Here is a 21380-nt window from a genome sequence, read left to right as displayed (position 1 = left end):
GTGGTGAACTGGCAATGATTATGAGTGGGCGATATCATCGTTTTATTATACTAATTATGTAGATGCATTATGTGGCACATCGTAAAAAATTAGCTATACCTTGTTTTACGCTGTTTTTATTGATGAAGTCGGAAGTACGATAATGCGTTTATTCCTGGCCGATGACGCCGCTAAACAAGCTCTTTCTCAATCAATTCTCGCTGTTGTAACCATTGATGAGCACAATAACATCACTTTTTACAACAAGGCTGCCCAGCAATTATGGGGTTACACGCCCAATGAGGTCATGGGCAAGAATATTAAAATCCTGGTGCCTCAGGTACACAGAGCTAATCATGACAGCTATGTAAATACACACAGACAAACTGGTGTAGATAAAATTGTTGGCAGCTCAAGGGAAGTTGAGCTTGAAACAAAAACCGGTGAGCGGGTATGGGTGCAATTGGCCCTGTCGCAGGTTCTGGTCAAAGGCAAAAAACACTACACGGCGTTTGTTCGGGAAATCAGCAAGGAGCGTGAAGCCCGCGAGATTGTAGAACAAACCCTTGAGCAAGCGCTGGATGCGGTAGTTTGTATCAACGAGAACAATGCCGTAACGCTGTTCAACGCGTCTGCCGAAAAGCTGTGGGGCGTTAAGCGCGAAGAGGTTATAGGCCAGAATGTTAAGATGCTGGTTCCCCATGCCATACAGTCAGAGCACGATAATTATGTCAATGCTAACCGGACCACCGGCCAGGATAAGATTGTAGGGACCAGTCGTGAAGTAAAGATTGAAAGAACAGATGGTGCTACACGCTGGGCAAGGCTTTCATTATCTAAAGTCGCGCTGCAAGATCGAACTCTGTATACCGCATTTTTGAAAGATGTCACCGAGGAAGTGGAGCAGCGCGAACAGCAGCGGATGCTGTCGCTGGTTGCAAATGAAACAGATAATGCGGTGATTATTACTGGTCCTGACGGACTTATCCAATACGTCAACAAAGGGTTTACAAGGCTTACCGGCTGGGATTTGCAGGAAGTTTCAGGGAAAAAGCCCGGTGAATTTTTACAAGGCCAGGAGACCGACCCCCGCACGGTCGATGTGATCAGAAATAAGCTTAAAAACCGGCAATCTTTTTACGATGAAATATTAAATTACAGAAAAGATGGCACCCCTTACTGGACGTCTCTTTCCATTAATCCTGTGTTTGAAAACCAGAATCTGGTTAACTTCATTGCTATTCAGGCGGATATTACCCGAGTGAAACAAATGGCGCTGGACTTTACCAATAAGCTAAAAGCAATCGGCAGTGCATTAGCATTATTGGAAGCAGAACCCGATGGTACTGTCATTGAGGCAAATAGTTTATTAAAAAACAAACTGCAGGATCTGTGCGATACGCAAACCTTTGCCCATCAGGTATTACAGCAGCTGACCCAGGATGAGAAAACCAAGCTGGAGTCCAGCGGCTTTGTGTCAAAAGTCATGGAGTTTGAAGAATCTGGCGCTTACCTGGCGTTTGATGCGCGTTTGTGTGTTTTGCGTAATTTCAAGGGAGAGATAACCCGTTATGTCTTTTTTGCCGTGGACATCACTTCGCGAAAAGAGGCTGTTAACGATACACAAGAGGCAATGAAGTCGTTATTGACCACCAGTCAGACCATCAGTTCTATCGTTGGCACCATTAACTCCATTTCTGAACAGACTAACCTGCTAGCCTTGAATGCAGCTATCGAAGCGGCGCGTGCGGGTGAAATGGGCCGCGGATTCGCCGTAGTTGCTGATGAAGTGCGTACGCTGGCCGGGAACTCTCAGTCGTCATCTAATGAGATCGACAACTTAGTCAAAGAAACAGTGGCCAAGATAGAAGAATTGGCGTCGCTGATTCAACGCATTGATGGGTAGTTGCCTCGCAGCCACTCATTGAAATGAGGCAAAGCGTCTGTGTCGTAAAATCAGCCTTACTTTATTGGGGGCGTGATTTTGACTTCCGCATAAAAGTCCTGGGTTAAAGGTAAGTTCACACCTGACACCAGGCTGCCCGAATGATTGCTAACTGACATTATTCTTTGCCTAATAGCGTCGCTTTGCGTTGTATCTCGCGTGCGGTTTCAATCTTTTGCGGATTTGAGTAATCTCGTCCTATCTGTTTATTTGCACAAGAGCGCTCACGATGTATTTTCGACTATTACCGCTGATCATTTTTATGACATTCATTGGCGCTTGTACTTCCATACCCTCCCGTACCGTTTCGCTCTCGGGGACCTGGGAGGTAGCTTCGATAAATAAACATAGCCTTTCGGATAATTCTTCAATAATGATGACGTTTGAAAAAAATCACGTTGTAACTGGCTTTGCAGGTTGTAACAATTTCAGAGGTCTTTACCATCAAGCGGCAAATACACTGGCGTTTGAAAATATCGTCACCACACGAAAAGCGTGCAGGCCTACGATCTCAAAGCAGGAGACCGCATTTTTACAATTGTTAGCTGACGCAAGATTCTTCGAGCAGGATAGTGACGGACAGCTATTCATTCTCGATAGCAAAGGCCGACAGATTCTGTCATTAGCGGCTCAGTCTCTTGCTTCTGCAAATGAGAAAGAGGCTTCTGGCCACCTGTATACAATGGTATGTGGAAACGAAAAAGCGATTCATTTTCAGCTGGCTGGCACTGAGCATCTCAGTCTGACAATAGACAATGACGATTATTTATTAGCGCGAATCCCTTCCGCATCTGGCGCAAAATATAGCTACGGCACCATTACGTTATGGAATAAGGGCCAAAATACGATCACTGAAAATAATAGCAGCCGACAACAGTGCCAAATCCAATAAAAGTCTGCCCTGACTTCACCTAAGCGTCCTGTTACCAGGCCTGCGAGGATTGCAGGCCTTTAAATACTCGTTAATACAGATCGAACACTGGCTTACCCTGCTCATCAAATTTGATTTCGAACATACGGGCGTGACGGTTCGGATCGTATAAAGGATCCTTGATGATTTCTTCATGTGGGCGGGTGTCAGTTTTGGGCACAACCGCCGGATCGCCTACCGCCTCTTCATAGTCTCTGGCATGATAGACACACAAGGGGGTTTCGTTATCCTCAGCGACGGTGAAACAATTATGACCCGGGCCATAGATACGCTTTTCATAATCGGTTTCAAGCACGGGATGGCGGGTTTTTGTCCACGAGTTGCGGTCTAACAAATCAGCCTTCTCATCCGCTTCCATGTAACCCATGCAGTAGCAGGCACCCGTTGCACTGGCTGAGAAAGTGATAAAAATCTTGCCATCATGTTTTATGACCGCCGGACCTTCATTTACCCAGAAATCCACCCGCTCCCAATCATAATCCGGGGTGGTCAGCATAAACTGAACGGTTTTCAGTTTTATGGGTGACTCCATCTCTGCCAGATACAGATTGGAGGCAGCAAACTGCCCGCCGGTTTTCTCAGCCCAGCAAAAATAGCGTTTACCGTTATTTTCGAAAATGGTGGCATCTAATGAAAAATCGGTAAATGATTTATCATCGCCCTCAGCAGCCTGCATCATGCCCAGCTCCTGCCATTCATCATTGAGTGGGTCCTGCCCTTTGCACTCAAGCACGTAAGGGCGCAACGCCCAGATATCGTCCTCTTCGCTGGCAGCAAAATAGATATACCATTTACCGTCAAGATAATGGATTTCCGGCGCCCAGATATGACGACTCATCGGCCCACTATCATGCTTAAACCATATATCGACGGTTTCAGCGTCTTGTAACCCTTCCAGCGTGTTGGATTTTCGAAGCTCGATACGATCGTAGGTAGGCACAGAACCAGTAAAGTAGTAATACCCATCTGTGTGCTTATGTACAAATGGATCGGCTCTCTGCTCTACCAGAGGGCTGTTTGTTCTATTGGTCATCATTCACCCTTAATTCACGTTGGATTGTGTCTGAAAATAATTGGGGCACGCACCGAACAGTAAAATATAAACTGCGCGCCCGACACCGTTTAACATATAATACTATAAGTTCTTTACAAACGGCCTGTCTACCTGGAAGTTTAAACACATTGCTGCGGACAGCGTGGCTAAATAAATAGTCACGGTATGCTGGGCGCATCACTGCCTGTAGCAGGCACACTCTGCAAGCATTACGCGTTTTATTTCCATTCGAAAAGCAACGTATCATCTGTTGATACAGCGAATGTCCACTTTCAGTTGACGCTGTATAAGCGATGGTGCTCGAAGTTGATCTTGCCCTCACAACCTGACATATTGTTAATACAATAATACATAAATATATCATTTTTTATTTTCACGTCATGAGGACTCGCCCGATGAAGACGGCAAGTACGCTACTTTTATATTGTTTGACGTTCTCAGTCGCTGCCGAGATAGTGGACCAGAAAACCATTGATGATGGTGGCTCTGGCCCTTTTAAAGCCATTGCGACCAGTGAATCAAGCCTTTCTGACTATGTGGTGTATCGTCCAAAAGACCTACAATCTGCAGCCAAACAACAGCACGCATTGCCGTTAATCGTTTTTGCCAATGGCGGCTGCAATGATACCTCCCTGCCTTTTGAACGCATGCTTTCAGAGGTGGCCTCCCAGGGTTATCTGGTGGTAGCGCTTGGCGCGATGCAACGCAGCCTGGACGATCGCACATTAAAAAAGTCGCCCAATGAGCAAATGCCCCAGGCTATCGACTGGGCGCAATCGCAAAATAAGACAGAATCCAGCGTCTATTATAACAACATAGACACGGCGCATGTTGCATTTGCCGGCCAGTCCTGTGGCGGTGCTCAGGTGCTAGCAATGGCTGATGAGCCGCGCGTTACCAGCTACTTGATGTTTAACTCAGGCATCGGCGACATGACCATGGCAGACGCTGATCAGCAATCCCTTCAACTTCTTCACGCCCCTACCCTTTATCTCATTGGCGGTGAATCCGATGTCGCATATGAAAATGCATTAAAAGATTACCAGCGTATTACCAATGTCCCCGTGGCCTTTGCCAATGCTATTAATGCCGGACACTCTGGTACATTTGAAGAAGCCAATGGCGGCGCCTTTGCCCGAATGGCGCTTAAATGGCTTGACTGGCAATTAAAAGGAAAAAAAGAAAATTCGGCGGTTTTTCTTAAAAGTGATTTGAGTGACTTTCCTGGCTGGACAATGAAATCAAAAAACTTCTGAGTCACTTAAATGGATCCTAAAAAATCAGGAAGGTTTTGAATTACCTTGCTGAAGGATAAACACCAAAAACGGATGTGAACCCTACAATGAAAACACGACCTGTTATAAGTGCGTTACTACTGCTTTTCACTTTCTCTTTTTCCTTTCAGGCTACGGCTGCTTCTATGGATGAGGTTACCGTCGAGGAAGGCAAGCTCAGAGGCACCATGGAAAATAACATTGCTATTTTTAAAGGTGTGCCCTTTGCCCGCCCGCCGGTCGGTGAGTTTCGTTGGAAAGCACCACAGCCCGCTCAGCCCTGGGATGGCGTTAAGACCGCACAAGCTTATGCACCAGCGCCGATGCAGGCAGGCGAGCCACCGTCGGGAAAAAGCGAAGACTGCCTGTATTTAAATATCTGGACACCAGCCACATCACCTGATGACGATGTCCCTGTTTTAGTATGGATTTATGGCGGCGGTTTCAGCTTTGGTGCATCCTCCGATCCTATTTTTGATGGCAGAGCACTGGCGAATAAAGGCGTTATCGTAGTAAGCATTGCTTATCGGGTAGGTCAGTTGGGCTTCCTTGCCCACCCTGAGCTTTCCGCAGAAAGCCCCAACGGGGTTTCAGGTAACTATGGCATTCTCGACCAGATAGCTGCGCTAAAGTGGATAAAGAAAAACATCAGCCAGTTTGGCGGCGATCCCGATAACATCACCATAGCCGGCGAGTCCGCGGGGGGAATATCGGTGAGTATGCTTTCGGCATCACCGCTGGCTAAAGGACTTTTCGAAAAAGCGATTTCGCAAAGTGGTGGCTCTTTTGGCCCGCCCCGTGAGGTAAATTACCCGGGTGAGAATATGTCGCTGCTGCAACAGGCTGAGTCAGAAGGTAAAGAGTACGTCAAAAAATTCGGCACCACGTCCATCGACGCCCTACGAAAAATGGACGCAGAAACATTCATACCGCAAGGCTGGTCATTGCCCGGTGGGTGGCCAATCGTAGATGGGTACGTTATTCCGGATGACCAGTACAAACTCTACCAGCAGGGTAAATTTAACGATACGCCTGTATTGGTAGGCTACAACTCGGATGAAGGCCTCAGCTTTGTCAGAGCACAAGATCCCCAGCAATTTATTGACGGTATGAATCAGCGGTTCGGTGTATTTTCCTCAAAACTGATAGACGCGTATTCCATATCCCGTGAAGCAGTGACGCGCAATGCCCGCAACCTGATACGCGACGCAGCGTTTGGCTGGCATACCTGGAGCTGGGCTAAGCTGCAAACTGCTCATGGCGATGGTGATGCCTATCTTTACTATTTTGATCAGCACCCTGACCATGCAAAAGGGTCTGAGCATTACAACGAGGGCGCTGCGCACGGGCAGGAAATTGCCTACGTCTTTAAACACCTGGATACCAGCAATCCGGATAGTGGCAAACAGGCGTTGCAACTCTCTGAGTCAATGGCAACGTACTGGACCAATTTTGTAAAGTCAGGCAACCCCAATGGCAGCGGTCTGCCACAATGGCCTGTTTTCGAGCCCGGCGCACCGACGGTAATGCATTTTAATACCACGCCAAAAACCGGCCCGGTTGCCGACGAGAACGCGTTAAAGGTACTGGATGATTATTTTGAATGGCGTCGTACAGGCGATGACCAGAAATTGCAACGTTAAGCACGGCAGCTCTCTCCCCATGAAGAGACTATTGCGCAGCAGGCCTTAGTATTTAATGTGGTAAGGGATGTTTTAGCTGAGTACTTTGGGGACGTGATGGGAAAGGTTGGTAAATGTGATTTCGAAATAAGAAAAGCGGGCTTGCAAGCCCGCTCTATCGTTAGAAGCTATAACGGATATTAGCGCCGGCAAACGAAAAGTCATCAAGCTTTTCGTAAGTCGCACCAAATGCAATAGAGGGTGTTATATAAAACGTGGCGCCAGCTTCGATACCCGTGTCACCCGTATCGTCCAGCTCGATATGCTTTGCTGTTACAGATAGCTCAAGCTGGTCAATGACCATAGAGCGAACACCTGCGGCGATACCAAAACCGCTCTCATCATCACCTACAGAACCACCTGGACCAGAAGCTTCCACATCAAGGTTTTCAAAACTTGCAATACCAAATATATCCGTACTCCTGGTAACACTGTAGCGATAACCAACTCCGGCAGAAAACTGACTCATATCAAGATCTAAACCCATCTCATCATCGCTTAAATCGCGGTAAGACGCGGTCAGGAAAAACTTTTCGCCAATTGAAGTTGTGCCTTTAACGCTGAATCCAGCCGGCTCGAATTCGTCAAGGCCGTCGATATCTGTTGTCTGGTAACCTACTTCAGCATAATTCCATGTAGGGCCGTTAGAAAATGGCTGAGCAGAGACTGCATTAAAAGAAAAGCTGGCGATTGCCATTGCAAGTAGAGCGCGTTTCATCCGAGTATAATCCTTATAAATACTACATCGTCATCATTTGACGGGCGAACTTTAAATCTAAAACTCAGATGTTAAAAGCAATATATGTTATAAAATTTAATACCTTGATATTTTAAATATACTTCGCGCTTTCTTCGTCAGCAAAGCTTGTTAGTCCTTCGCTGACAATAGGTCTGTTGTACTTGCCAAGACGCCGCCATCAGTGCTTTACAATGGCTGATTAAAACAGACTAACCGGTCAACGTCGCGGTATTCTGTTTTAGCTCACTGGCTAAAACTCTCAGTGCTTTTGCGTGGTCCAGGGACGCATCAGATTCCTTGGCAATAATTGACGAAACGTCATTGATGGTTGCGATGTTGTGCTCAATAGTCTGAGTAACCTGGGTTTGTTGTTCTGTTGCAACAGCTATTTGTAAAGACATATTTGATATCTGGCTAACGGCACTGTGCAACTGTTGAATAGCCGCAATTGCTTCTTTACTGCTTTGTATAGTCTCGTCTGCAGCATGATGACTCGACTGAATTAACCCCAATGCGTTGTCAGTGGTTGATTGCAGTTCCCTTAATAAATTGGTTATTTCCTCCGTAGACGTAGAGGTTTTTTGAGACAATACCCTTACCTCGTCAGCCACCACTGCAAACCCCTTTCCCTGCTCCCCGGCTCGGGCTGCTTCGATTGCCGCATTCAGCGCCAGTAAGTTTGTCTGCTCTGCAATGTCTTTAATACCAGCCAGGATCACACTGATCTTATTTACATGTTGGCCAAGATTATTTATTGCATCAACCGTTCTGTTGACTTGTGCCGAAAGGTCTTCTACCGCTTCGGTATTTTTCTGTACAACGACCTGCCCTTGCTCACCCAATGTTTCGGCGTCTTTGACCGCATCACTTGTGCGAGTAACTAACGTAGAGATTTCCTGGGTCGCGCTGGTTAATTCCTGTGTTGCTACCGCAACCTGAGCAGTCTCTTTCTTCTGCGCGTCAAGCCTCTGATTAATAGTTTCAGCACTTGTAGAACTGGTTTGGGCATAGTCGAACAGCTGGACTGTTTTTTGATCTATTTCTTTTAACAGCCCCGCCAACCTTGATGTGAACGCATTGAAGCTTCTTGCCAATTGGCCCACCTCATCGTTACTGGCGTTGTTTATTCTTACAGATAAATCGGCTCTTCCCTCGCCAATTTTTTGTAACTGTGATGACACTGCGAGCAGCGGTGAAAAAAGGTAGCGACACCAGCGGCTGAACACTAACACGAAGATTACGATGGCAATCATAGCGCCAATCGCCAACATCGTTAATGTCTGATAGGTGGAGTCAAGTACGCTGCGCTTTGAAATAATGGCTACCGTTTTCAGGCCATTATTTTGCAAGGGAACAACACTGATGTAATAGTCTTCACCATTCATTTCAACGGTAGAAAGATCGTGCAAATTGGTGTTCTCCAACACCGTAGAAAACCGAGCGTTCTTAAATAGACTCTCCGCCGGCTGATTAAGTAACAGGCTGTCTTCATGGGCAAAAACCGTATTATTTTTGCCTAAAACAAACATATAACCATCACCGGGGAGTTCTACATTTTCAAGATGCTGTAAGACATCCTGAATACCGACATCTACACCGATTACCGCTTGATTACCGTTATAGGTAACAGCCTTTCCCATCGATACAACATAGGTATTTGTTGCTGCTGCTACCGATGGGTTATCAATAAAGGCGTTTGGTTTATCCTTTAATGCGTTGATATACCAGCCCCACTTTCTTGGGTCATTGTTACCTTCAGGCAGCGTGTCTTTATTCGCGTTTAGCTGACTACCATCGGAAAAGGCCAAAAACACATTTTCAAAATCACCAGAATCACGTAGCTGTTGAAGGTAAATGTAGGTTTCTTCACCTTGCGCAGGAAAAGCTTTCAACAGCGCCTTCTTTGCGTTGAGCCAGCTGTCTATATACGCGTTGTAAGCACTGATATTTGTCCTTACCGACTGCTTAACGTTTCGCTCTACCATCGACACCGAACTACCCAGTGAAAATAGAAGAATGCCCCCACAGCAAAGACAAATAATCACGCCTGCTGACAATGAAATCTTTTTGTAAAGCGTCATAAAATAGCTCTCACTAATTCTGTGATTTATTTTTCAACACATGAAGTGCAAACAGTAAAATCGCTAGGTAACTGACCATCGGAACATAAAAGGATTCCTGCAAACCGGCAGTGTCGGCCACGGCCCCCTGTATCAGGGGCACCACAGCACCACCAAATATAGTCAGGCACAACACGCCCGAAGCCTGGGCAGAATAAACACCGGTGCCTCTAAGCGATAGACTGAATATGGTGGGGAACATAATTGAATTGAATAAACCAATGAGCAGTACTGCACCAAACGCAATGTCGCCATCAGCATGCACAACCATCACCAGCAGCGTTAACGCAAGAATCGCATTAAACGATAATAGCAGCGCAGGCTTTATAAACCGCATAATGACTGAACCAATAAAGCGGCCTATCATCGCGCCACCCCAATAAAACGCCACAAAATGAGCAGCCTGGTTTTCAGCTAACCCTTTGATATTATCCAGTCCAAGATAATTAATAAGTAAACTGCCTATCGCAACTTCCGCGCCCACATAGGCAAATAAACTTACACAACCAAAGGTTAATGTAGGGAAGCGCTTGAGTAAGGCCAACGTGGATATTTTTTCTCCCCGTTCGTGTGAAATAGATGGCAAATTGAGATTGATGAACGTAAGCGCTACTAATGACAGCAAAATAGCAAGTATCAAATAGGGAAGTTTTACCGTGCCTATATTACTGTCTAAGCTACTGGCCCCCGCCAGGATAAGTCCCCCTCCGAGCACCGGTGCCAACGTTGTACCAAGTGCATTAAAACCCTGCGACAAATTCAATCGGCTTGAGGCGGTTTCTTCGCTGCCCAGGGCGTTCACGTAGGGGTTTGCAGAAACCTGTAAGATGGTAATGCCGGACGCCAACACGAACAAAGCACCAAGGAATAAGCTGTAAATTTCCCAGCTTGCCGCCGGTATGAAAAGCAGACACCCGACTGACGTCACAAACAGGCCTGTCACTATGCCGTTTTTGTAGCCAATGCGACTCACCATATTACCGGCAGGGATAGACACCAGCAGATAAGCAGTAAAAAAACAAAACTGAATAAGCGTTGCTTCAAAATAACTTAAATCAAACTCGGCTTTTAAATGAGGAATAAGAATGTCGTTGAGACAGGTAATGAACCCCCAGAAAAAAAATAAAGAAACTAAGACACTAAACGCGAATGAGTAACTGCGGGATGAGGCATTATCGTGGTTTAAATTATCAGGCATTTTCTTATTTCTTTGTTTTTACACTACGCAGGCAACGTTGTCATGACAACGAAAGGTGTGCAGATATCGATGGTTGAGGATGTATGCAGTGTGTGAATTACATATAAAAAAAGGGGCGCAGGCGCGTCGCCCCTCGACGTCTAGCCAGACTAAAGACGGAATACAACGCCGGTGTAGCCACCCAGCTGGTTAGTACCATCACAGTCTTCAGTGTTATCACAAGCTACGTTCCAGTACGCCAATGCATGGTTATTGGCACCTACGTCGCTGATTAAATCTGGGTTGATGGTGTTATTACCGATATAGCCTACCGTGGTATAGAAGGAGAAATACTCATTCATCTCGTAATTAATACCCGCCGCGTACAAGTTAGATTGCTTGCCGCTAAAGGGTTTTGTTACGCGATAAAATGCCGCATTCGCGGTCAGTTTGTCCGTCACATTGTAATTGGCTCCTACCCACCCCATTTTAGCGTCGGTATCAAACTCATAGGAAAGCAGGTAGCCTGAATCAGATGCCTCCACGTCTTGATAACCCACAAACACTTTAAGATCAGAAAACTGATAGGAAGCGCCCAATGCATAAGTTTCCGCATAACGCCATTGCCCTTGTGTGCCAAGGCCATAGAATTCGCCGCCGGTATAATGACCAAATTCGTCTTTAGTTTCCTGATACAGTGCCAGTATTTCGAGATTTTCGTTGTTGTAGGTTAATGTCGCGCTGGAGCCCTCATCGCGTTTCGACTCGGTAACTTTACCGCCGAACTTATGCATCAAATCCAGCTTAAAACCATACAACTCAGGAGAACGGTAAACCACGGAGTTCTCAGCAAACGTGTCATTAACGCCATTAACGAGGGTATTAACGCCAATAGACTGAAACGCCATAGGGTCAATCTTGATAACCTGTTGGCTAAGCATCAGATGCGTGCCAAATGTGATTTGACCGTAATTGTCATGTTGTACACCTACATTAGCTCTACGATCGAATAAGCGGTCTTCGATATTGGTCTGCCCATCTTTTGTTCCAAATCCTGTTTCCAAATTGGCAACGCCGCGCATGGAATCCGTCAGCTCTACCGTCATTCCAGCCCCAATAAACGATGTGCCCCATTGGTTTGATGCAACTTCCGTGAGACTGCCGCTTTCGCCCGCTTCATAGCCATTGTTGGCGTAGCTAATTCCACCCACCAGGCGTGCATAGGGCGCTAATGTGATTTTGTCATACGTGAATTTAGTGGCGTTGTTCTGAGGCGACAGCATTGATTCTGTTGGTGTCGTTGTCTGCGCCGCCACAGCCATAGAAATGGAGGCGGAGAGTAATGCGATTATTGTTTTCATAATAAACCTGCTACTTTTTATCGGTAAGTTATCTAATATCAGTCGATGTAGTTAAAACGTTCGAGGCACGGCTGAGGTCTGCGTGTTCCGCAACGGTAAATCGGTAGGTGCCTGGCGTTGTGATCCAAGCGTGAGATTCAACATCCCAGGTACTGATATATTTCTTCGGTATAGACACCGTCACGCGCTGAACTTCCTGAGGTGCCAGGTCTACTCTGGCCCATCCAGCAAGGCGTTTGGGAGGCTGCGGATTTCCTGGAACATTATCGGGTAGCGATACATAGACCTGTGCGATTTCGGTACCTGTTCTGCTACTGGCGTTATCAATGCTAAATGTCACTTCAACATCGCCATTTTCTTTCTGTACGGCTTCAGCATCACTATATACAAAGGTCGAATATGACAACCCGTAGCCGAAGGGAAATGCTGGTTGAATGTTGTTAGAATCCATCCACTTATAGCCATTCCAGGCAAGTTTTTCATCGTAATGAATTTGCCTTAGCGCATCGTAGGCACCCTCGCCTAGGTTAGAATTGACGATATTTTTAATCGTGCCGGCGATTGTTTTAATGGCATAAGAAATTCCCAGGAATTGGCCCAGGTTTGTTGGCATCTCAGGAGAGACCAAATCTTCTTCTGACGCTGGGAATGTAACCGGCAGTTTGCCTGACGGATTCACATCGCCAGACAGCACATCGGCGATAGAGCGTGCGCCTTGTACACCGGGGTACCAGGCGTTCAGAATAGCATCAACGTCATCGGCCCATGGCATAAGTACCGGTTGTCCCGTTTCAAGCACGACCACAGATTGTTTGGCGACAGGCGCCACTGCACTTATCATGGCATCCTGATCGTAGGTGAAGACACCCGACGTGTCGTTTTCCGGCGAAGAAAGATGCATGTTTTTGTTATCTACACCTTCGTTAAACCACGCACCCGCGACTAATATAGTGACATCGGCTTCACTCGCTGCCGCTTTTGCTGCGTCTACATCTTCTCCATTGAGATAAGTCACCTCCGCTTGCGGAAACTCGGCTTGAATCGCATCTAATGGCGCAATGCCAATATACGTCGGGCAAGTTGGATAGGGCGAAATAGGCAATTGGCCGCATTTGTCCACCTGATTTTCAATAAGTGGCGCGGCACCACCCGATCCGCCACCCGACAAAACGCCTTTGTCAGCATCACCGCCAATCACCGCGATAGTCTGAATTTTAGATTTATCAAGCGGTAAAACCGGTACCGGTTGCCCATTTGCAGGGTTGTTTTGCATTAACACCATGGATGCGTCAGCAAAACGTTTAGCATCGCTATTTCCGGCTGTTTCGTTAACTTCTGATCTTGGCTGCGGCGGTTCGTCAACCAGACCTAACGCAATCATGGTTCGTATCTTACGGAAAACCATGTCATCTAACCGGCTCATCGGAACCGTTCCGTTAGTGACGGCTTCATAAAGATCATCGATAAACCATGGACCGCCCATGTACAAAGCGAAGAATTCTGGCACTTCGGTGTCCTGTGCCTCTTTACCTGGTTGTTCTTCATCAAGACCATTCAATGCGGCGTCAACGGTACTCGATTGCGCGCCCCAATCGGACATGACCATGCCTTTAAAGCCCCAACCGTCCTTTAGTACATCCTGAAGCAAATATTCATTTTCGCAGGCATATTGCCCGTTAACCTGATTAAACGCACACATGATGTAAGCGGGTTTACCTTCAGTGATTGCAATTTCGAACGCAAGCAGCTCTGTTTCGTGCATGGTTTGCTCGTCGATAACAGAATTCGCTATCATCCTGTTGGTTTCGGTATTGTTAAACGCGAAATGCTTAATGGTAGAAAGTACTTTGTTTTTTTGAACACCAATTGTTCTTTGGGCACCAAGTTCGCCCGCTAATATTGGATCTTCTCCCATAAACTCGAAACCACGGCCACTCCTAGGTTCGCGGGTTAAGTTTAATCCGCCTCCAAGTACAGTGGTAAAACCCAACAATCGTGTTTCTGCGCCAATTCTGGAACCGAAATCATGAGCGAGCTCTTTCGACCATGTAGAGGCAAGGCCGATGGTAGCTGGAAGCGCTGTTGCCTGAAGACCTTCAGCGGTTACGCCACTTGAGCCGTCGACCATGTTGTTTTCAGGTAAACCGATTCCGCTCATGCCGGGAATATAACCAACCGCATGGTCCATGGCGTAGGGCACTTGTGGAAAGTTAAGGCCAATATAACCAAGCTGGCCAACTGGCGAACCATGGCCATGAACCAAATCAATCTTTTCTTGCAAAGAAAGTTGGGCAAGCATTGATTTGGCGCGCCGATCAGCTTCACTATCAGTGGTTGTGTAGCCAGCGGGGATCGCCTCTGGCGAGACTGTCGAGCCATTATTCTGAGGAGCAGGCAGCTCGGAAGTATCAGATTCACTGTCGCTTCCACCACAGGCAGTAAGCACGGCCACGGCAGACATTGTCAGACAAAATCTTTGTAATTGTTTTCGTTGAATATTGAGCATGAGTTATCCTCTCTTCAGCATTTGGGAAGAAAGATCTGCATGCGCATTTTTTGACCGGATTAGGGTGTAGGAAAGCCAGACCACATCATTCTCCTGTTTATATCTGATAATCGATAAAATCGAGGGAGGTGATGTTAAGTCTTTGTTTAAATTTTGTGTTTACCCTTTAAGCTCAAAGGATGAATCATCTGGTTGCAGTTGATTTATTCAGGATTGTTGCCGGTATTTTGCTGGTGAAATCGCATGCCACCGGCGAAAAGCCCGGTTAAACGCACTGATATTTGAATACCCCAGTTTTTCACTGATCTCCTCAAGCGTTAAGAAACTGTCAGACAATAACTTTATCGACTCCTCTTTTCTAAACGTATCAATAAGTTGAGTAAAGCTCGTATCGACTGCCTGAAGTTTTCTGTACAACGTTGAACGACTTAAACCAAAACGAGCAGCCACAAAATCGACATTGAAAAATCGGTTATCATCACTGTTCTCAACTGCATTTTTTATATCCGCAATAATCAGGGTTTTTAAGTCTGTTTCCGGCTCTTCAATATAGAAGTTGGAGAAAAACTGGTTTTCCAGATAATGAGTCACATGTTGGTTATATGTGGCAATTGGCGACATTGCGGTGTGTTTGTCAATTCTGATGAAAGAGTAAGATTGATCAAAAGTTATATTCGGCGTGGCATGTTCACAAAATGTAATTAGATCCGGATAAGTTTGAGAAGCTGCGCCGACTTCCAACCTAAGAGACTGGTTGAGTAACTGCCGCAGCATCAACACAATATAAAATGTCATCCCCTGTGACGTACTGTAGCGCTGCTCTACAGGATGCTGCTTTATAAAAAACTCGATGCGTTCATCATGTTCGTACCACCCATATTCATTGTCCGGGGAGCACGCTTTATTAAACGTGATGATTTTAGAAAGCATATCAACAGCATTTTTGCTGTTTAATAAATAAGCATTGAATGAGGTTGCTCGCTGCACCAATGACAGCGTTTCAGGTAGCTCATCAGTTTCATGATACCGGGTCTTATGCAGTAGCTCGACGAGCTTGTAAATGTCGTCAGATTTGGCCTTATAATAACTGTCGTCGTTGAATAACCGTGCAAGGTTAAGTGACGTTTCCTGCGAAATCTGTGTCCGTGTGTACCCCATTCTGATTAGCTTCAAAATATGATGCTGCAATACTTCTTTAGAATACCGGGGGTTCATATAGGGCCTTTACTCTTTTCTTTCTTTATAAAAAATAGTGTGCCTGTAAATACTGCCGCAAAGAGTACCAAACAGTAAAACAACAAAGAATAGCCATCCCCGCCGCTTAACGAGATGCCCGTTGCCACTACAACAGGCATTGCGAAATGCATCATCGCCGGGCCGAAGTGGGTGGCAGCTTCAACAATGGCAAGATCTCGTCCGTATCGCCGTTCATTGGGAAGCACACGGTTGACCAATGCCATTCCTAAGGCGTTAACCGGACCCAACCCCAACTGAAAGCAAATACCGCTAATAATAGCCCAAACCAGCGTGTCGGCGCTGGCGTAGCCTATCAGTCCTACGCCAATAAACAGCGCGCCAAGCGCTAAAAAGGATCGTTGCTTGTTAAACTTTTCAGCATAATGCGTAGACAACGCGCCGGTTAATAAGATCAGTATCACCCCTGCAGACATCGCCGCATTCAGTACAAAAACTTCGCTTTGCTCCATACCAAAGCGGGTGATGTAATACAGCGGCAAAACGGTGGTGCCTGAAATAGCGATACTGATACAGGTTTTGGCCACCAGCACCACCAAATACTGCCGATAACTGGTTTCTTCAGAGCGTCGTGAGACAGTTCGCTCTGGCACGTGTTTGCGGCGATATTGTAGAAGAATGGTGATGGCAATTGCTGATAATAAAAATTGTAAACCGCCCAGATACATAAGCTTAATATTTATGGCCGCGTCAGCCAGAGCACCGAGTATGAGCATTAAATTGAGTGTAAGCGCCACAGGAATACACGAACCGATAAGACCAGAATAAGCGGATAGCTTTTCTCGCGGAAGTAGCTGTGGAATGAGTGCTCTGAAGGAATTGGACGCAAAGGTGTAGCTTAATAACACACATAACCAGCTGGTCAGAATTTGACCGCGGGTGGTTGCCTGGGAAAAGCCATATAGCGCAATCAGTCCCAGCGCATTGCCGATGACAATCCAATAATGCCGCTTGTTTGCAGCTGAGAAAAACTGATCGGCGAGACGGCCCACCACTGGCACCCCAATTAATAGCAGCAACATGACCATTCCCTGGGCAAAGCTAAACGCTTCAAGAGCGTTTTCTTCGCCCACAATGGTGACAAATTTAAATTGCGCTATGCCATAGCTTATGGCTATTGATGGCAGCATCGATGAACTACAACCCACTACGAATGCAAATAGCAGAAGCATTGTTTGCTTACTCATATTTTAAAAATATATTCCTGACTTTGCCTGTGGAGTTGCACTTTTCATACTACCTGGACTTTACGTGAAAAGTGGTTAGTGGCGATATGTTAAAACTGCTCTGTCGATCAGCTGATATTGATGTTTTTTTCTTTATTATAACGCCTATCGCAATATTCAAACCATACAGATATCGCATATTTACACTGGCTTAGCGCAGTGCAGTAGATATATGTTCCAATTGCGCTAATCATTCCAAAAAGTGATAATGGTAGTAAGACAATATGCCGGATAACGCAATTTTTCACGGCTCTGGCTTTTCATTATATTTTTGAGATTTGTTGGTAAGTGGCGAGTATAGTTAACAGTGTCGAAATTAATCGCGGACTAATTAAAAAACGATAGGGAATAGTCATGACAAAAAAAGGGAATAATATTTTTTCCTACATCCTGAGTTGGTGCTTACTCAGTTATGGTTGGGCGGCACACGCTGATAATAAATCAGCGCAAGCTGAAGATATTGAGCAAATAGAGGTTACCGGCAAGCGGCCACTTAATTTGTTAAGAGAAGAGTTTACACTGGCTCAGCATGCATTGTTTGATAACTTCAATGATCTTATCGAAGACCCGGATATGCATTACGTGTGTAAACGTGAGAAACGCGCTGGTTCTAACACTAAACAGAAAATATGTCGCGACGCTTTCGATATTCGTATCAGGCGTGAGTTACTTCAGGAACAAACTACCAGACCCGGTGACCTTATGACAAATGCCTCGTACGGGATGGCATCGGCCGAAATGGGGTCTGCCGAAATAGATGCACTCAAAGCCAAGAAAATTGCATTGATGGAGAAATTGTATGCGGAAAATAACGAGTTTCGGCGCACGTTTGTTCATATGATGAAAGCCAAGCAACGTTACGAAAAGTCTCACAAAGCATCGTTCGGGGTAGCCAGTAAATTTTAAGGGGTAACGCAACCAGTAAATGCTGGTTGCTGCTTATTCACTATTTTCTGACATCACTGAGTCACGCTGCTGATTGCGTCTTGATAAAAAACGCCGATAGGCCTGCTGCTGAGCAGGGCTCAACTTATCAGAGTCAAAGTTTGGCAATACCCATAGATACGTCCACCACTTTTCATCAGTATATGGCGAAGCCTCATTTGCTAGCTCACTTTTGTACTGACCGGGTGACGAGATTGCCCGGCTCTGTAACAATTCATAAATTCTCAATTGCCCATAACCAAAGTCTGTACGCGTATTATCTTCGGGCTGCGAAGAGTTAGCGGCCGTGTTTAAAACGCCTAGCGAAGCATACAGGTCACTATTTAGATAATTAATTGATTTACTTTCACCGGAATCAAGCATCAGTCTGCTCGTAATAAATGCTACACCTGCATCAGCTTCCTGAACCTCCAGATACAGTGAAGTGAGCAAGGGCATTAAGGTGAAAATTCGGTTATCCAGCAACCTTAACGTAGTCAGTAACTGAATAGCCAGATCGGGCTGCTCGTGGCGATAACCAAATCGACGAAAGCTTTTCCAGAACCTGGCATCATCAGAATCGCCGAATAATTTTGCTGTTTTCTTAAAAAAATCAGTACTTTTTTCCGGCAAGCCAAGTTCCAGATAAAGTAATCCGGTATATGCGATATTCACAGGCGAGGCGTTGTCAATTTCCAGGCAAGCCTCCATACTGTCTATCGCGCTGGCTACCTCACCCATGCGCTGCAACGTTTTTGCTTTCCATACATAGGCCCAGGTATAACCAGCGTCAACAGTAATAGCCTCGTTAGCCGCCTCCAGCGCTTTATGATACTCACCGCGCCAAAAATGCACGATGGAAAGATTTACATTGATCCAGGGCGAAAGAGGATCCGCCTGTTTGGCTTGCCGGGCCAGTGCAAGTGCTTTATCAAACTCATTTTTGGCCAAATACAATTCTGAAAACAAATAAAGAGCGGTACTATCAGATGCATCCATAGAAAGTACCGTATTGAGGGCCTTTTCTGCCTGCACGAATTGCTGCCCCGAAGTAAATAAAATGGCGCTGGCCAGCAATGCATTGCGCTCAGTCGGATCGAGTGACAGCGCCTTCTCAATGGCTGCACGGGCTTTTTCCCTGGCCTGCGCATCTTCCAGATACGCGTCGTGATAGTTATAACGTGCATAAATATACGCCAGACTTCCATAGGCTTTGGCATAGTTAGGATCTGCTTCAACTGCCTCGGAAAACGCTGTGCTGGCTTCTAAAAACCATTCGCCGGTGGTGCCATTCATAAGCCAGTACTTACCTCGCATATAGGCCTGATAAGCAGATGCAGAGGTGCTTTCCTCAGTGGTGGTGTTTCGACTCGCCTGACTTAGTGCGGGCGCCAGTACCGTAGTTACATTTTCTGCCGCATCTTCAGTGACTTCTGCAAGCGATAAGGTAGTGCTTTCATAGGTTTTTGACCAAACCAGTCGATCTTCGCTGGCATTCAGTAAGCGGAATGTCACACTGTAATTATTTGCCTGTTCACGCACGGTTCCCTCAACAAGGTAGGTTACTTTTAGTGCTCTGGCGATATCCTTTAAATTTTCAAACCGTCGAGCATAAGCAAAAGTCGAGTACCGGGAAGGCACGCGTAGCGCCTTTGACTGAGACAGCGCGCCCAGTAATTCTTCTGATAGTCCCTCAGCCAGATATTTTGTCTGGCTCCCCTCACCCACCGATTCAAGGGGTAGCACGGCCACAGAAAGTGGCGATTGAGATTCGGGCTCTTCGGGAAACCACCAGGCGGCGAGGACTGACAAAACGATGACGGCGATAAATAAGGCGCCGTCAAACCAACGTCGCAATGATGTGGTGCGGACTTTTTCCTCACTAGATGGTGCTTGCTGACTGCGTTCGGTCTCTGCGGCGTCCGGTGAGACTGTAGCCAGCGGTGTAGGACTATCCTGCGACTCATTTTCACCAGAGGCTGGCACGTCATTAAATTCGTCGTCACCTTGTATGGCTTCAGTGTGAAGGTCAATGTGTGCATTCAGACGGTAACCTTTTTTAGGCACTGTCTGAATCAGAGTCCGGCTTTTGCTGTCATCAAATACTACCCGCAGCTGTGAAATAACCCGGGTTAACGCTTCGTCCACTACAACTCGATTGCCCCAAACCGTTTGAAGCAAATGCTGTCTGGCCACAGTGCGATTTGCGTCTTGTGCCAACACGGCAAGAACCAACATCGCTTTAGGCTCTATATGACGCTTTTCGCCACGGTATGTGACAGTATTGTCGTCTGTATCAACCAAGTAGTCTTGGATTTTAAATTTTTCTTGCACGACACCAGTACCAGGAAATATTTTTAGGAAAATCAAAAACTAACACTTCATTAGAAAATCATTAGCTTTTTCTCACAACTTCATCAGGCGGATTTAACAACTCCGCATCATACTCGGGCGAAAGGTAACACTTAACGCATGGTTATGCTCGCGTGTATTGCAGCAAATCAGTAACGAGTGTTAACCAATATAAGAAACTTTACAGTGTTGAGGAACCGTTATGAAATTACATCGTTGCAAAATAATCAGCAGCAGCATACTGGCAGCAACCGCACTGGTAGCGCCACTAAGCATGGCTGCAACAAGTGAACCGGCGTTACAACTTAAAACCAGTGTCGAAGACGTTAACGGTGTCAGAGAAATTGAATCGGGTAATTTCGCTGATGGCATTCGCAAAACCCTGGCTGCGCTTGAAGTAACGACCGTAGACTCAAGACGAGCCCCGTTACTAAACAATTTATGTGTTGCTCAAGTGGCATCAGGTAACATTAGTGCTGCTGAAAAAGCCTGCGAGTCGGCTGTTGAAACAGCCAGCAACAAGGCCATCGCACTGAACAACAGAGCCATCCTGAATTGTCTGAACGGCGCTACGTCTGCATGCCAAAAAGACTTAAAACAAGCCAGCATCATAGCAAACCACAACCGGTTAATTACCAACAACTTTAACCTTGTAAACCAAAAAAACTTATTAGTTAAGCGATAACATACAGCTATCGCACGGTTCGTGACAAGCGCACCAATTCAAAGCAGGTACGCTGACTATTTCCCAATCGGGGGCCAGAAAGCAATATTTCTGCCCCCTTTTCTTTGTTAAAACAGCAATATATTCACAGGCACTCACTACCGTTTTCCAGCTATTACCATTGCGCGTGAA

15 protein-coding genes are annotated in these 21380 nt (G+C 46.1%); 6 read left to right on the top strand and 9 right to left on the bottom strand.

Features of this window, described 5'->3' with window-relative positions; translation table 11 throughout:
- Positions 1-142 precede the first annotated feature (142 nt).
- A complete protein-coding gene (locus F458_RS0111790) occupies positions 143-1885 on the top strand; it encodes a PAS domain S-box protein (protein WP_018983635.1) in 1743 nt (580 codons plus the stop codon).
- A gap of 268 nt (positions 1886-2153) precedes the next feature.
- Positions 2154-2816, top strand: coding sequence for an META domain-containing protein (locus F458_RS0111785; protein ID WP_083928624.1), 663 nt, complete (start codon positions 2154-2156; stop codon positions 2814-2816).
- A 70-nt stretch (positions 2817-2886) separates the two neighbouring features.
- On the opposite strand, the gene F458_RS0111780 is transcribed toward F458_RS0111785, so the two are convergent.
- The gene (locus tag F458_RS0111780; RefSeq protein ID WP_018983633.1) at positions 2887-3888 is read right to left on the bottom strand and encodes a family 43 glycosylhydrolase; all 1002 of its coding nucleotides are present in this window, start codon (positions 3886-3888) and stop codon (positions 2887-2889) included.
- A 416-nt stretch (positions 3889-4304) separates the two neighbouring features.
- Between F458_RS0111780 and F458_RS0111775 the strand changes: the two genes are divergently transcribed.
- Together F458_RS0111775 and F458_RS0111770 are read left to right on the top strand one after the other, a co-directional pair.
- Positions 4305-5165: a poly(ethylene terephthalate) hydrolase family protein gene (locus tag F458_RS0111775; RefSeq protein ID WP_018983632.1), complete on the top strand. Its 861-nt coding sequence runs from the start codon at positions 4305-4307 to the stop codon at positions 5163-5165.
- Between the two features lie 86 nt (positions 5166-5251).
- Positions 5252-6826 (top strand): carboxylesterase/lipase family protein, encoded by a 1575-nt coding sequence (locus F458_RS0111770; protein WP_018983631.1) that lies wholly within the window; start codon positions 5252-5254, stop codon positions 6824-6826.
- A gap of 160 nt (positions 6827-6986) precedes the next feature.
- Here the strand turns inward: F458_RS0111770 and F458_RS0111765 are convergent, their stop codons facing one another.
- From F458_RS0111765 to F458_RS0111735, 7 genes are all read right to left on the bottom strand, one after another.
- Entirely contained in the window at positions 6987-7583 is a 597-nt protein-coding gene (locus F458_RS0111765) for an outer membrane beta-barrel protein (protein WP_018983630.1), read from the bottom strand.
- A gap of 230 nt (positions 7584-7813) precedes the next feature.
- The gene (locus tag F458_RS0111760; protein ID WP_040610389.1) at positions 7814-9685 is read right to left on the bottom strand and encodes a methyl-accepting chemotaxis protein; all 1872 of its coding nucleotides are present in this window, start codon (positions 9683-9685) and stop codon (positions 7814-7816) included.
- A 13-nt stretch (positions 9686-9698) separates the two neighbouring features.
- A complete protein-coding gene (locus F458_RS0111755) occupies positions 9699-10922 on the bottom strand; it encodes a sugar MFS transporter (RefSeq protein WP_018983628.1) in 1224 nt (407 codons plus the stop codon).
- Between the two features lie 149 nt (positions 10923-11071).
- Positions 11072-12262: a porin gene (locus tag F458_RS0111750; RefSeq protein WP_018983627.1), complete on the bottom strand. Its 1191-nt coding sequence runs from the start codon at positions 12260-12262 to the stop codon at positions 11072-11074.
- A gap of 28 nt (positions 12263-12290) precedes the next feature.
- On the bottom strand, positions 12291-14768 hold the full coding sequence (locus tag F458_RS19465; protein ID WP_018983626.1) for a glycoside hydrolase family 3 C-terminal domain-containing protein: 2478 nt from the start codon (positions 14766-14768) through the stop codon (positions 12291-12293).
- Between the two features lie 207 nt (positions 14769-14975).
- Positions 14976-15926: a helix-turn-helix domain-containing protein gene (locus F458_RS0111740; protein ID WP_169334837.1), complete on the bottom strand. Its 951-nt coding sequence runs from the start codon at positions 15924-15926 to the stop codon at positions 14976-14978.
- Between the two features lie 53 nt (positions 15927-15979).
- Entirely contained in the window at positions 15980-17209 is a 1230-nt protein-coding gene (locus F458_RS0111735) for an MFS transporter (RefSeq protein WP_018983624.1), read from the bottom strand.
- 393 nt (positions 17210-17602) lie between these two features.
- On the opposite strand from F458_RS0111735, the gene F458_RS0111730 reads away from it, so the two are divergent.
- Positions 17603-18154 carry a hypothetical protein gene (locus F458_RS0111730; protein WP_018983623.1) on the top strand — a complete coding sequence of 184 codons (552 nt, stop codon included), beginning with the start codon at positions 17603-17605 and terminating at the stop codon, positions 18152-18154.
- A 33-nt stretch (positions 18155-18187) separates the two neighbouring features.
- Here F458_RS0111730 and F458_RS19460 read toward each other — a convergent pair whose 3' ends face one another.
- Positions 18188-20506: a winged helix-turn-helix domain-containing protein gene (locus F458_RS19460; protein WP_018983622.1), complete on the bottom strand. Its 2319-nt coding sequence runs from the start codon at positions 20504-20506 to the stop codon at positions 18188-18190.
- A 220-nt stretch (positions 20507-20726) separates the two neighbouring features.
- Here F458_RS19460 and F458_RS0111720 point away from each other — a divergent pair, with 220 nt between their 5' ends.
- Positions 20727-21209, top strand: a complete 483-nt coding sequence (locus tag F458_RS0111720) for a tetratricopeptide repeat protein (RefSeq protein ID WP_018983621.1) — start codon at positions 20727-20729, stop codon at positions 21207-21209.
- Positions 21210-21380: the final 171 nt, after the last annotated feature.

This window comes from Salinimonas chungwhensis DSM 16280, from assembly GCF_000378185.1.
Classification (GTDB): domain Bacteria; phylum Pseudomonadota; class Gammaproteobacteria; order Enterobacterales; family Alteromonadaceae; genus Alteromonas; species Alteromonas chungwhensis.
The sequence above is the reverse complement of the archived record's forward strand: the minus strand, read 5'-3'. Positions and strand labels throughout refer to the sequence as shown.

Bases quoted from the DNA above. Each gene is read 5' to 3' on its own strand.
- F458_RS0111770 (WP_018983631.1), top strand. From the start codon at position 5,252: ATGAAAACACGACCTGTTATAAGTGCGTTACTACTGCTTTTCACTTTC.
- F458_RS0111775 (WP_018983632.1), top strand. From the start codon at position 4,305: ATGAAGACGGCAAGTACGCTACTTTTATATTGTTTGACGTTCTCAGTC.
- F458_RS0111790 (WP_018983635.1), top strand. From the start codon at position 143: ATGCGTTTATTCCTGGCCGATGACGCCGCTAAACAAGCTCTTTCTCAA.
- F458_RS0111765 (WP_018983630.1), bottom strand. From the start codon at position 7,583: ATGAAACGCGCTCTACTTGCAATGGCAATCGCCAGCTTTTCTTTTAAT.
- F458_RS0111735 (WP_018983624.1), bottom strand. From the start codon at position 17,209: ATGAGTAAGCAAACAATGCTTCTGCTATTTGCATTCGTAGTGGGTTGT.
- F458_RS0111785 (WP_083928624.1), top strand. From the start codon at position 2,154: ATGTATTTTCGACTATTACCGCTGATCATTTTTATGACATTCATTGGC.
- F458_RS0111730 (WP_018983623.1), top strand. From the start codon at position 17,603: ATGACAAAAAAAGGGAATAATATTTTTTCCTACATCCTGAGTTGGTGC.
- F458_RS0111760 (WP_040610389.1), bottom strand. From the start codon at position 9,685: ATGACGCTTTACAAAAAGATTTCATTGTCAGCAGGCGTGATTATTTGT.
- F458_RS0111740 (WP_169334837.1), bottom strand. From the start codon at position 15,926: ATGGGGTACACACGGACACAGATTTCGCAGGAAACGTCACTTAACCTT.
- F458_RS0111750 (WP_018983627.1), bottom strand. From the start codon at position 12,262: ATGAAAACAATAATCGCATTACTCTCCGCCTCCATTTCTATGGCTGTG.
- F458_RS19465 (WP_018983626.1), bottom strand. From the start codon at position 14,768: ATGCTCAATATTCAACGAAAACAATTACAAAGATTTTGTCTGACAATG.
- F458_RS0111720 (WP_018983621.1), top strand. From the start codon at position 20,727: ATGAAATTACATCGTTGCAAAATAATCAGCAGCAGCATACTGGCAGCA.
- F458_RS0111780 (WP_018983633.1), bottom strand. From the start codon at position 3,888: ATGACCAATAGAACAAACAGCCCTCTGGTAGAGCAGAGAGCCGATCCA.
- F458_RS0111755 (WP_018983628.1), bottom strand. From the start codon at position 10,922: ATGCCTGATAATTTAAACCACGATAATGCCTCATCCCGCAGTTACTCA.